An 11,625-nucleotide genomic window follows, 5' to 3' on the forward strand; every position below is an offset into this window, starting at 1 on the left:
AGCCCGGAGGACAGGCCCTAAGCGGCCTCGGGGAAGTAGGGCACGTCCCCGCGTCGTCCGGCCCCGAGGCCGCTTAGCGCTCCATCAGGCACACGTGCGGCGTGAGCGGTCTCGCTTCGGGGTGGTGGTTCTCGACCAGGCACGGCATCCCGGTGGTACTGCTCACCGACAAGCGCGGTTTCTGCCGTGCCATCCCGGACTGGAGTTCCCGGTAGATGTCCAGGGCGTTCAGATGGGCAGGTGCGTCGGGCACTCCTTCGCGCAGCACCTTGAGCAGGGTCTCGGTGAAGCCGCTGTGCAGGAACGCGGCCTCACGAGGCCCGCAGGAGGAGATGACGGTGCAGTCTTCGAGCCTCGAAGCGCCGATCATCACCGACCCTGCGTAGGAGCAGTCGAGGAAGAGGACCACGTGTGCCGCGGTGCGCCTGAGGGACCCGAGCAGGTCGGAGATGTAGACCTGCGACCACGGCTCGGACGCTATCGAGTCCCTGGCGGGAAAGTAGAGATCGTCGGTCTCGCTCAACTCGCCGAGCCCCGAAAGGTGGACGAGGAGGAGATCCTCCGCCTCCGATGCCGCCCGGACGACCGTCCGCATGATCTGGTCTCGGCCGGCGTTCTGGAGGGCGTAACGGTGCTCCTCCGCGAAACCTGCTCCGGACGGGTGCACCAGTGCCTGATCGAGTCCGGCGATGAAGCTCTCGTGGAGATCGTGAAAATCGGGGTCGTCGAAACGGAACGACTCCACGACGACGGCCCGGGACCGGGACATGTCCAGTCTCCGCGGATGGCCCGGAGACCCGGTGCCGGATCCGTGCGCGACGTTCCTGACGATCACTGTCCGGTTGGCGCTGTGCGTGTTGTACTGCTCGGGCAGCGGCCAATTGCTGCGGCGCATGCGCTGCCGGGTCTCCTGGTAGAGGGACTCCATGGAAAGTCCCGCGCCGGCTCCGGGAATCCCCTCGCAGATCACCTCCAGCAACGCCCCTGTGAAGGCCGTGTGCTCGGCGCCGATCGGCGCCTTGGCCTTCTTCGTACCGGAAGTCGCCGTGAGGACGTAGACCCCCTCCGCCTTCAACTGGTCGGAGATCTCCGAAGCCTCGTCGCCCATGAGGTCTTTCGCGCCGCGGCCGCTGAAGCAGCAGTCCAGAACGATGATCTTGACCGGCGCCGCCGCCGACTTGACCACATCGGCGACGTACGAGAACGGGAGGGTCGTCCAGGCCCTCCCCGGATCGCTGTCACGGAACGTCAGGTGCAGTTCGGACTGGCTTCCCACGAGCACGCCGTGGCCGGAGTAGTAGAAGAGGAGGACGTCCTCCGCGCCCTTCGCCGACTTCTCCAGGGTGGCCATCGCCTCGGCGGGCCGGGCATCGGCGCCCACCACGTCCACGCGCTCCGTGGGAAAACCGACCATCGTGGGGTCCGAGAGGATCGACTGGAGGCGGTGGACGTTGTTCGGAACGGCAGGCAGGTCCGGGAGCCTGTCGTGCTCGAACGAATCGATCCCCACGAGCACGGCGCCCGACTGCGACAGGTCCGGGAAGTCGTTCGGGATCACTTCTCCTGGATCTCCCGGAGGATCGACTCGGCGACCGCCTCGGGGTCGTCCACGTCGGCACTGTCGATCTCCACCTCGGTGTCCCCCTGCCGCACGCGAATGCGCGTGCGGCGGCCACGGGACTCCAGCCAGACGCCCACGGCGGTCACGACCGCGACGAGAACCCCGTCCGGCTCCAGCAGGACCTGCACGGCGTCCGCCAAGGGGCCCATTTCGTCAGGCCGTTGCTCGGACTCCAGCACGGTGACGGTGGCCTTGGCCGCGCGTACGTCCGCGTCCCGCGCCAGCCAGTCGGCCAGGCTTCGGATGTCCGCCCCCGTCGGATCGGATTCCACCCGAACCTCGAACTCCATGACCGCTCCTCCGCGTTCGTTTCCGCACGTAGGCGCGACGGTACCTCCGCCGGAGCGAGGAGGCGGCCGGTTTTCCCGAAACCCGGTCTTCTCCTCCGATCTTGGAGGGCGCAGGCTCAGTGCTGCTCGCCCGCGACGAGGAGCTCGCCCACCGTGTCCGCGAGGACGGCGCGGGCCGCGGGGGGCATCGCGGCGTCGGTGACGAACCAGTCGGCCTGGTCCAGCGCCGCGAATCCGCTGAGTCCGACCACTCCCCACTTGCTGTGGTCGGCCACGACGGCGACCCGCCGTGCCGAGGCGACCAGTGCCCGGTTGGTCTGTGCCTCCATGAGATTGGGGGTGGTCAGCCCGGCCTCCTCCGTCACCCCGTGCGCGCCGAGGACGAGCAGATCCACGTGGAGGGAACCGATCGCCAGGTCGGCGAGCGGTCCGACCAGCGCGGCCGAGGGGGTGGGGGAGCCGCCGGTGAGCAGCAGGGCCGGGGCACCGGCCGCCGGATCCCCGCCGGCCGCCCGCACCAGCTCCGCCACCGGAAGGGAGTTGGTGACGATCGTGAGCCGCGGGACGCCGAGCAGCCGTGCGGCGACCGCGTGCGCGGTCGTGCCGCCCGAGACCGCGACCACGCTCCCCGGTTCCACCAGGGCCGCGGCCGTCTCCGCGATGGCGGCCTTGGCGGCGCCCTCCAGGTCGGCCTTGGCGTCGAATCCCGGCTCGTGGCCACTGGTCCCGGCCGCGGCGACGGCCCCGCCGTAGACCTTCTCCACGGCGCCGCGCCGGGCGAGGGCATCCAGGTCCCGGCGGATGGTCATGTCCGAGACGCCGAGCTGCCCGACCAGGTCCGCCACGCGGACCGCGCCGTCGCGGCGGACCGCGTCCAGGATGAGCGCACGTCGCTGGTGGGCCAGCTGAGCAGCCTGCTCGGCCACGGTCACTCCCGCGTGTCGGCGAATCCGGTCAGAAGGCAGCAAGATAGCACAGCAATGTTGTTGAAGTATGGGGGAGTCCGGGACATGTTGGCCGCCTCACTGGTGATTGGTGTTGAGGTCTGTTTATTCTTGCCAGGTGAAGAAAACACTCGCGAAACTCGCGGACGGTCGCGAACTGATCTACTTCGACACCGACGAGAGCGCCGTACGCGAGGCGCCCGACCGGCGCCCCCTGGACCGTGTGCAGAGCCGCCCGGAACTGCGGCAGGACGAGGCGACCGGCGACTGGATCACGATCGCCTCCCACCGGCAGGGCCGCACCTACCACCCGCCGGCCGGCGAATGCCCGCTCTGCCCCTCCCGGGACGGCAGGCTCGGAGAGATCCCCGCCGCCGACTACGAGGTGGCCGTCTTCGAGAACCGCTTCCCCTCCCTCGCGGGCGCGGCCGGCCGCTGCGAGGTCGTGTGCTTCACCCCGGACCACGAGGCCCGCTTCGCCGACCTCACCCCGGCCGCCGCTCGCCTGGTCCTGGACACGTGGACCGACCGCACCGCGGAGCTCTCCGCCCTCCCGGGCGTCGAGCAGGTGTACTGCTTCGAGAACCGGGGCGTCGAGATCGGGGTGACGCTCCCTCACCCGCACGGCCAGATCTACGCCTTCCCCTTCACCACGCCGCGCACCGTCAAGATGGCCGCCGCCGCGGCCGCCCACCGCGCCGCCACCGGCCGCAACCTGTTCGAGGACCTGCTGGCAGGCGCGCGCGCCGCCACCGAGCGCGTGGTGACGGCCGGGGAGCACTGGACGGCCTTCGTGCCGTACGCCGCCCGCTGGCCCTACGAGGTGCACCTCTACCCGCACCGCCGCGTCCCCGACCTGACCCGTCTCACCGAGGCCGAGCGGGCCGAGTTCCCCGGCATCTACCTGGACCTGCTGCGCCGCTTCGACCGGCTCTTCCCCGTCCCCGGGCAGCCGGAGGGCGCGGCTCCCACGCCGTACGTCTCCGCCTGGCACCAGGCTCCGCGCACCGGAGGCGCTGAACTGGCCCTGCACCTGGAGCTGTTCACCGTCCGCCGGACCGCCGACAAGCTGAAGTTCCTCGCCGGGACGGAGTCCGGGACGGAAGCCTTCATCAACGACGTGGCCCCCGAGGCGGCCGCGCAGCGACTTCGGGAGGCCCTCTCGTGAACCGTACGGACCAGTCGGACCAGTCGGACCAACCGGACCGGTGGGACGAGTCCGACGACGACAGCCGTGCCGACCGGGTGGCGGACGCCTTCCGACGGCTCTTCGGCGACTCTCCGGACGGGGTCTGGGCGGCACCGGGCCGGGTCAACCTGATCGGCGAACACACCGACTACAACGACGGGTTCGCCCTCCCGATGGCCCTCCCCCAGAGCACCCTGCTCGCCGCCCGCGGCCGTACGGACGGGCGGCTGCGGCTGCACAGCGCACAAGGTGACGGCCGGATCACCGAACTGGCCGTGGCCGCGCTGGCCCCCGGCACCGTGACCGGCTGGGCAGGCTACCCGGCCGGCGTGGTCTGGGCACTCGCCGAGGCGGGACACCCGGTCGGGGGCGCGGACCTCCACTTCGACAGCACGGTGCCCACCGGCGCCGGACTCTCCTCCTCCGCCGCGCTGGAGTGCGCGGTGGCCGTCGCGTACGACGAGCTGTACGGGCTGCGCCTGTCCGGGCCCGAACTGGCCCGGATCGCCCAGCGCGCGGAGAACGCGTTCGTCGGGGTCCCCTGCGGAATCATGGACCAGATGGCCTCCGTCTGCTGCACCGCCGGGGCGGCCCTCCACCTCGACGCCCGGAGCCCGGAGCGCCACCAGCACGTGCCCTTCGACCTGCGGGGCCAAGGGCTGAGGCTGCTGGTGATCGACACCAGGGTCAGCCACGACCTCGGCGACGGGGCGTACGCCGCCCTGCGGGCGGGCTGCGAACGCGCGGCCGCGCTGCTCGGCCTGCCGGCCCTGCGCGACCTGCCCGCCGGGGAACTCCCGCGGGCCCTGGACGCCCTGCCGGCGGAGCTCGCCCCCCTGGTGCGCCACGTGGTGACCGAGAACGCCCGGGTCGCCGAAGCGGTCTCCCGGCTGCGGGAGGGCAACGCGGCGGCGCTCGGTCCGATCCTCGACCAAGGCCACGCCTCGCTCCGTGACGACTACCGCGTCTCCTGCCCGGAGACCGATCTCGCCGTGACCGCCGCGGTCGGTGCCGGGGCGCTCGGCGCCCGGATGACGGGTGGCGGCTTCGGAGGCTCCGTCATCGCCCTGGTGCGGGCCGGCGAGGAGAGCGCGGTGGGCGGCGCCGTCACGGCCGCCTTCGCCGCCGCCGGGCACCGTTCCCCGCGCGTCCTCGCCGCCACCCCCGCCGCGGGCGCCCGGCGCCTCACGCCCGAAAGCCGTCAGCAGCCGCCGCAGTTGTAGTAGAGGACGTCCCAGTGGCTGCCTTCGTCGGCGTAGACGTTCCCCGAGCCGGACCGCCACATCGGCGCACCGTCGCCGCGTACGCCGATGTAGGTGAAGGTGTTCTTGATGTAGTTGGTGACGCACGTGCCCTTCGCGAAGTCGAGCTTGTACCCGTTCCAGTGCGAGTACGTGCCGCTCGCGTGCCCGGTCTCGGTCCCGCCGGTGATGTTGAGGGCGCACCCGGTGGCGCGCTTGAGGGTCTGGGCTCCTTGCGCGGTGGCGAGGTTGACCTGCTCGAAGGACGTGCAGGTCGGGTTGTTCCGGTCGGAGCAGTTGCCGGACGACGACCACGTGATGCCGACCTGGCGGAACATCGAGGTCGCGGTCGCATGGCTGATCTTGGTGGCGGCGGCGTGGGCGCCGGTCGTGGCGACCAGTACCCCGAAGCCGGGCGCGAAGAGCGCGCCGAGGACGAGGGCGAGAGAGGTGAGGACGGAGCGGGTCTTCACTGGAGGCCTCCTGCGGGGTGACCGTCGGCTCGGGGACCGGGATGGGACGGTGCAGGTGGTGCGTCGAGCGGATCGAGCACAGTGATGGTGCCCGACGTCTACCAGGGAAGACCAGGGGGCCGCCCCCGGTCGTCGAGGGGCGCGGCGTGCGTCGTCCTGTGGACCGGTGTCAGCAGCCGGACGCCGGAGAGGCTGGGGGCCTCTCCGGCGTCTGCTGTGTCGTGCCGCAGCCCCCGGGACGGAATCCCGGGGGCCGCGGGGCTGTCGGTGTCGTCACTTACCGAGCTTCTGCTTCAGGTCCTGCTTGAGCTGGTTCTTGATGACCTGCTTGTTGACCTTGTTCACGGTGCCGCCGGTGCCGGTGCCGTCACCGCCGACGGCCGTGGCGTCGCCCAGGTTGGTGGCGTCGGCGCTGGCGTTGCCGCCTGTGGCGTTACCAGTGGTGATTTCGCACTTGCCCTTGCAGTTGCCGACACCTGAGTTCGCGGCGCCGCCGGTGGCCTCACCGCCGACCGTGGTGTTCTCGGCGTTGGCGTCGCCGCCGGTACCGATGCCGTCGGCGCTGTCGTCGCTATGGGCGAGGGTGACGGCCTGCTGCGGGGCGGCGGCCGGGGCGGCCATCGCGGTCGCCGGAAGGGCGATACCGCCACCCACCAGCGCCAGGGAAGCTCCGGCCAGAACGACACGACGGGTCGAGAAGAGCTCGAACATGGGAATTCTCCATTCGGTATAAAAAAGAGGGGTTCTGTACCGCCCCGGGGAAACGGGCCGGGATGATATTTCGACCTCATTTCCTCCGGGGATTCCCCGGTGAGGGCGTACTTCAAATAAACCCTGCCGGGGGACGTGCGTCACGCCACTCGAACACGTGGCTTGACGCCGAAAATCAATCTTGGTAAAAGCTGGGAGTCATGCCGGATGACGTGCTGAACGGGCACTCGTGTGGATCCTGGATAGACTTTCAGAGAAGGAAAGGCGGCCTGTCGCGTCGACCGCGTGTCCGAGTCGGCGCCATCGCGTCGAAGCGGTTCCGCGTGCGGGGGCCGGCCGCGGACCATAGAGGACGGGGTCGGCATGATCGGCACCTTTGCCCAGGGGCACGGCAGCGGCGCCGAGGTGTCGCCGGGCCGGCCGGGTGAGGGGGGTGCCTGATGACGGCATCGAACCTGAGCGCGTACACGGGCCGGGCCTCCGGCCTGATCGGGAAGCAGATCGCCGGCTACCGGGTCGAGCGGCTGCTGGGCCGCGGTGGCATGGCCGTCGTCTACTGCGCGAAGGACCTGCGCCTGGACCGTACGGTCGCGCTGAAGCTGATCGCCCCCGAGCGCGCCCGCGACGACACCTTCCGACGCCGCTTCACCCACGAATCGCGGGTGGCCGCTTCGATCGACCACCCGCACATCGTGCCGATCTTCGAAGCGGGTGAGACCGAAGGCGTCCTGTACATCGCCATGCGCTACGTCCCCGGTCCGGACCTGCGGGTCCTGCTGGACCGGGAGGGGCCGCTCCCCGTTCCGACCGCCCTGCGTATCGCCGCCCAGGTGGCATCGGCACTCGACGCGGCCCATGAGCACGATCTGGTGCACCGCGACGTCAAGCCCGGCAACATCCTGGTCGCCGCGGGAACCGACAGCGAGCACCCCGAGCACGTCTATCTCACGGACTTCGGACTGACGAAGAAGTCGCTGTCGCTGAGCGGGTTCACCACCGCGGGGGAATTCGTCGGCACGCTCGACTACATGGCGCCGGAACAGATCTCCGGCAGGCCGGTGGACGGCAGGTGCGATCTCTACAGCCTCGCCTGTGTCGTGTACGAAACACTGGCCGGCGGGCCGCCCTTCGAGCGTGACGGGGACGCTGCGGCTCTGCTGTGGGCGCATCAGTACGACCCGCCGCCGCCCCTGACCGAGAAGCGACCGGAGATCGAACCCGCCGCCTCCGAGGTCCTGGCGAAGGCCCTGGCGAAGGTCCCCGAGGACCGGTACGGATCCTGCCTGGAATTCGTGGCGGCCCTGCGCGCCGCCACCGGGGGCGGCGTCGGCGAGCGTGCTGATCAGCCGGCCCGGGTGGATCCCCGGCCTCCCGGGGCATCGGAGACCCTCGTACCGCCACCGGAGCCTCCGGCCTGGGCCCTGCCGGTCTTCCGCGGCCCGTCCGGCGGGCCGTAGGGCACCGCGCTCACAGGCCCAGGGAGACGGCCAGCCGGGTCAGTTCCGCCGTGTTGTTGATGCCCAGCTTGGCCCGGATGCGGCGGAGGTAGGCGTCGACCGTGTGCTTGGAGAGCCCCATCTGGCGGGCCGTCTGCAGGTAGGTGCACCCGGCGGCGATGTGGCGCAGTGCCTCCTGCTCGCGCGGGGCGAGTGAGGGGGTGGGCGCAGGGGCTTCGGTGTGCGGCGTGGCGAGTGCGAGGCTCATGAGATTCCCTCCGACGGGTCGGATCGGTCATCACTGCTCGCACCCTTGAAAGCAGGGGGGCATGTGCCTAAATGTCGGTTTTGCCCTTGTTGAAAAGCTTGGCCGCGCGACTTCATGACCGTGTCCGCCGACTGTCACAGGCGCGTCACAGGGAACGTCTTCCTGCAACCGGAGCCTCAGTACCCGACGAGGGACTGCTCGGCCCAGATGGTCTTGCCGATGGGGGCGTGCCGGGTGCCCCAGCGCTGGGCGAGCTGGGCGACCAGCAGCAGCCCCCGCCCTCCCTCGTCGAAGATCCGCGCACGCCGCATGTGCGGGGCGGAATTGCTCGCGTCGGAGACTTCGCAGATCAGGGTGGATTTCTCGTGGATCAGCCGCAGCTGGATGGGCGGCTGGCCGTACCGGATGGCATTGGTGACCAGTTCGCTGACCAGGAGCTCGGTGACGAACGAGGCCTCTTCGAGCCCCCACGCCGTCAGCTGGTCGCTCGCGTGCCGACGGGCTTGGGCGACGACGGAGGGGTCGGAGGACAGGTCCAGGACGACGACCCGGTCGGAATGGAGGGCCCGCGTCCGGGCGACGAGGAGGGCGACGTCGTCGTCGGGAGGGTGGCTCAGCAGAGCTGTCAGCACACGGTCGCAGACCGTCTCCAGCGTGGAGGCGGGCTGGCTGAGGGCTACGAACATGCTGTCCAGGGCGTCGTCGATGTCGTGGTCGCGGAGTTGGAGCAGGCCATCGGTGTACAGGGCGAGGACGCTGCCCTCGGGAAGCTCGACGTCGACGGTCTCGAAGGGCAGGCCCCCCAGGCCCAGCGGCGGGCCTGCCGGGACGTCGAGGAGGTAGACGGAACCTTCCGGGGAGACCACGGCGGGCGGGGGGTGGCCGGCCCGGGCGACGGTGCAGCGGCGGGTGACCGGGTCGTAGACCACGTACAGGCAGGTGGTGCCGATGCCCAAGGCGGCGGCTTCCCCGGCTGCTTCCTGGTCCGCCTCGTCGGCGGAGAGGTGGATGACGAGGTCGTCGAGGTGGGTGAGCAGCTCGTCGGGCGGCAGGTCGACGTCGGCCAGGGTACGGACCGCGGTGCGCAGCCGGCCCATGGTGGCGGCGGCACGGATGCCGTGGCCGACGACATCGCCCACGACCAGGGCCACCCGCGCGCCGGACAGCGGGATCACGTCGAACCAGTCGCCGCCCACGCCGGCCTGGCCACCGGCGGGCAGGTAGCGGGAGGCGATCTCGAGTGCCGCATGATCGGGCAGCGTCTGCGGGAGCAGGCTGCGCTGCAGCGTCATGGTGTTGGTGTGCTCCCGGTTGTACCGGTACGCGGTGTGCATGCCGCCGGCGGCTCTGGTGGCGATCTCCTCGGCCAGCCGCAGGTCCTCCGGCTGGAAGGGCTCCGGGCGCTCGTGACGGCCGAAGACGGCCAGGCCGAGAGTGGCACCCCCGGCACGCAGCGGCACCACGACGATCGAGTGGGTGCCGTTCTCGCCGATCCAGGCAGCCCCGGGGTCCTCGCTCAGCCACCGGGCGACGGCCGCGTCGGCCGTCCCGTACACGGCGCCACGGCCTGCGGCCAGACACTCGGCGGGAGGCGACAGCGGCGGATAGACAACCGTCCCTCCGACCGGGACCGGGGATTCCGCGCCTCCCACGAGGACCGGCCGCACAGCGGTACGGCGCACGGTTACCGGACCGGCCACCGGACCGGATGACGGCGCGTCGCCGCGCGGGGGAGGTTCCAGCAGGTCCACGACCGCGAAGTCGGCGAGCCGGGGGACGGCGGCGTCCGCCAGCTCCTGCGCGGTGCGGGCGCTGTCGATGGTGGTGCCGATGGCGCCGACGGCGCCGACGGCGTCCGGCAGGAGCATCTGCTGCCGGTCGACCTCGATCCCGGTCCTGTCGTGCGCGGCCAGGCACACGGCGCGTACCCGGCCGTCCGGGTCCCGCAAAGGGGCCAGCGACGTCGTCCAGCTGCGCTCCGCGCCCGCACCCGTGGGGCGGACGAAGGCGTCCACGGACTGGGGCTCACCGGTCTCCAGCACCAGGCGCATCTTCCGTTCGGTCTCGTCGCTGGTGGGATCCGGCGCGATCTCCGGCAGGCGCAGCCCGCGCATCCCGGCCTCGGTGAGGGACAGCGTGCGCTCCACGCCAGCATTCGCCCGCACCAGCCGCAGGTCCTCGTCGAAGACCGCCAGGAAGCAGGGGGACTGGGTGAACGCCCACTCGTTCAGCGGATCCTCCCAGGACGTGCGGGACTCCCCACCGGTCACGGCGGACACCACGAACCACTTGGCGCTCCCGCCGGTGGACGTCCAGCGGTGCGCGAGCAGTCCCAGTTCCAGCCGACGTCCGTCCCGGTGCCGCAGCGCCACGGTCCCGCTCCACCGTTGCTGCTCGGGCGGGATCCGCCGCGCCGTATCGCCGACGTCATCGGCGAGCAGCTGGGCGGCGGACAGCCCCACGACCTCGGAGGGTACGTAGCCGAGCAGTCGACGGGCTTCCTCGCTCCACTCGGTCACGACACCCTGCTCGCTGATGGTGGCCGTGGCCGTGTACGCCGACCCGTGGGAGGCGCTCGACTGCGCCGGCCGCTCACCAGGAGAGGTGGGAAGTCGCTCCATCGCCGCTCATCTCGCCCTCGCTAGTTCCTTGCCCGCTGTCCCACGGGAACCTGTACGGCCAGGGGCTCCACTGACAAGCATGATCCGGCGGGGCAAGGAGCACCAACGCAGTCCGGTCACGGGGCGCACAGCCGGCCGGACCCGAGGAGGAGGCTGCCGGGACGCCCGGTGGCGTGGCCGGATGCGCCAGGACGAGGGCGAGGACCGTGTCCCCCGCCCGCCACACCATCGCGCGGCGCCGGCCGCTGAGTGCGGGCGGCCGAAGGCCGAGGATCACGATGCGGCGCGGAGCGGCGCTGAAGATGCCGGTCCGGTCGGCCTTGACCGCGGCTTCCTTCAGGGCCCAGGCACCGGCCATGGCCTCGGGCCGGTCCGTGCCGATGAGGGAGAGCTCCTCGGGGGACAGGACGCGGTCCGCGACGCGGCGTACCGCGGCGGCCGAGCCGGTCTCGCACAGGTCCACACCGGCCGGTTCCGGTGCGAGGGCCGCGGCGACATGGCGGGCGGTGTGGCTGACGGAGACGTGCAGGGCGGGCATCGGGCTGCCGCCGACGACGACGTACGGGCTGCCGTCGGCACGCGGAAGGACCTCGACTTCGTTCCCCGGCGCTCCGACGACCTCGCCGACCAGGCGCTTGGCGAGCAGGCGGCCGGCCAGCCACTCGGCCTGCCGCCAGGCCGGCAGCGCGCGGACCACGCGCTGTTCGGCCCGCGTGAGAGGCGGTGCCCCGTGGAGGTCCGCGCGCCGGGCCACGACGAGGCCGGCTCCGCCCCATCGGTGGATCCGACCCGGCGCGATCGACCGGAATGTGGTGGGCATGGCGGCGGGGG

11 protein-coding genes are annotated in these 11,625 nt (G+C 71.4%); 3 read left to right on the top strand and 8 right to left on the bottom strand.

The features are described 5' to 3' along the window. Positions 1 to 73: 73 nt before the first annotated feature. The 3 genes from OG737_RS27520 to OG737_RS27530 form a co-directional block, all read right to left on the bottom strand. A complete protein-coding gene (locus OG737_RS27520; protein WP_328928905.1) occupies positions 74 to 1,558 on the bottom strand; it encodes a caspase, EACC1-associated type in 1,485 nt (494 codons plus the stop codon). Beyond that, complete coding sequence (locus OG737_RS27525; protein WP_328928906.1) at positions 1,555 to 1,911, bottom strand: effector-associated constant component EACC1; 357 nt, start codon at positions 1,909 to 1,911, stop codon at positions 1,555 to 1,557. Before OG737_RS27525 ends, OG737_RS27520 begins: the two co-directional genes overlap by 4 nt. Before the next feature lie 116 nt (positions 1,912 to 2,027). Next, positions 2,028 to 2,837 (bottom strand): DeoR/GlpR family DNA-binding transcription regulator, encoded by an 810-nt coding sequence (locus OG737_RS27530; RefSeq protein ID WP_328928907.1) that lies wholly within the window; start codon positions 2,835 to 2,837, stop codon positions 2,028 to 2,030. A 136-nt stretch (positions 2,838 to 2,973) separates the two neighbouring features. On the opposite strand from OG737_RS27530, the gene galT reads away from it, so the two are divergent. Then, positions 2,974 to 4,023 (top strand): galactose-1-phosphate uridylyltransferase, encoded by a 1,050-nt coding sequence (gene galT, locus OG737_RS27535; RefSeq protein ID WP_328928908.1) that lies wholly within the window; start codon positions 2,974 to 2,976, stop codon positions 4,021 to 4,023. Further along, on the top strand, positions 4,020 to 5,267 hold the full coding sequence (gene galK / locus OG737_RS27540; protein WP_405677405.1) for a galactokinase: 1,248 nt from the start codon (positions 4,020 to 4,022) through the stop codon (positions 5,265 to 5,267). Before galT ends, galK begins: the two co-directional genes overlap by 4 nt. On the opposite strand, the gene OG737_RS27545 is transcribed toward galK, so the two are convergent. Together OG737_RS27545 and OG737_RS27550 are read right to left on the bottom strand one after the other, a co-directional pair. Next, positions 5,246 to 5,758: a hypothetical protein gene (locus tag OG737_RS27545; RefSeq protein ID WP_405922102.1), complete on the bottom strand. Its 513-nt coding sequence runs from the start codon at positions 5,756 to 5,758 to the stop codon at positions 5,246 to 5,248. The genes galK and OG737_RS27545 overlap by 22 nt on opposite strands. Before the next feature lie 273 nt (positions 5,759 to 6,031). Then, positions 6,032 to 6,469 (bottom strand): hypothetical protein, encoded by a 438-nt coding sequence (locus OG737_RS27550; RefSeq protein ID WP_328928910.1) that lies wholly within the window; start codon positions 6,467 to 6,469, stop codon positions 6,032 to 6,034. A 440-nt stretch (positions 6,470 to 6,909) separates the two neighbouring features. Between OG737_RS27550 and OG737_RS27555 the strand changes: the two genes are divergently transcribed. Further along, a complete protein-coding gene (locus OG737_RS27555) occupies positions 6,910 to 7,926 on the top strand; it encodes a serine/threonine-protein kinase (protein WP_328928911.1) in 1,017 nt (338 codons plus the stop codon). Positions 7,927 to 7,936: 10 nt separating this feature from the next. On the opposite strand, the gene OG737_RS27560 is transcribed toward OG737_RS27555, so the two are convergent. The 3 genes from OG737_RS27560 to OG737_RS27570 form a co-directional block, all read right to left on the bottom strand. Beyond that, positions 7,937 to 8,173, bottom strand: a complete 237-nt coding sequence (locus OG737_RS27560) for a response regulator transcription factor (RefSeq protein ID WP_405922103.1) — start codon at positions 8,171 to 8,173, stop codon at positions 7,937 to 7,939. 176 nt (positions 8,174 to 8,349) lie between these two features. After that, positions 8,350 to 10,794: a SpoIIE family protein phosphatase gene (locus tag OG737_RS27565; protein WP_328928913.1), complete on the bottom strand. Its 2,445-nt coding sequence runs from the start codon at positions 10,792 to 10,794 to the stop codon at positions 8,350 to 8,352. Beyond that, complete coding sequence (locus OG737_RS27570; RefSeq protein ID WP_328928914.1) at positions 10,766 to 11,614, bottom strand: 4'-phosphopantetheinyl transferase superfamily protein; 849 nt, start codon at positions 11,612 to 11,614, stop codon at positions 10,766 to 10,768. The genes OG737_RS27565 and OG737_RS27570 overlap by 29 nt, the downstream gene beginning before the upstream one ends. Between the last annotated feature and the right edge of the window lie 11 nt (positions 11,615 to 11,625).

Source organism: Streptomyces sp. NBC_00122, from assembly GCF_045160845.1.
In the GTDB taxonomy this organism is placed as follows: domain Bacteria; phylum Actinomycetota; class Actinomycetes; order Streptomycetales; family Streptomycetaceae; genus Streptomyces.

What these genes read in the sequence shown, in the direction of transcription:
- OG737_RS27525 (WP_328928906.1), bottom strand. Translation starts at nt 1,911, where the DNA reads ATGGAGTTCGAGGTTCGGGTGGAATCCGATCCGACGGGGGCGGACATC.
- OG737_RS27550 (WP_328928910.1), bottom strand. Translation starts at nt 6,469, where the DNA reads ATGTTCGAGCTCTTCTCGACCCGTCGTGTCGTTCTGGCCGGAGCTTCC.
- OG737_RS27555 (WP_328928911.1), top strand. Translation starts at nt 6,910, where the DNA reads ATGACGGCATCGAACCTGAGCGCGTACACGGGCCGGGCCTCCGGCCTG.
- OG737_RS27560 (WP_405922103.1), bottom strand. Translation starts at nt 8,173, where the DNA reads ATGAGCCTCGCACTCGCCACGCCGCACACCGAAGCCCCTGCGCCCACC.
- OG737_RS27565 (WP_328928913.1), bottom strand. Translation starts at nt 10,794, where the DNA reads ATGGAGCGACTTCCCACCTCTCCTGGTGAGCGGCCGGCGCAGTCGAGC.
- OG737_RS27570 (WP_328928914.1), bottom strand. Translation starts at nt 11,614, where the DNA reads ATGCCCACCACATTCCGGTCGATCGCGCCGGGTCGGATCCACCGATGG.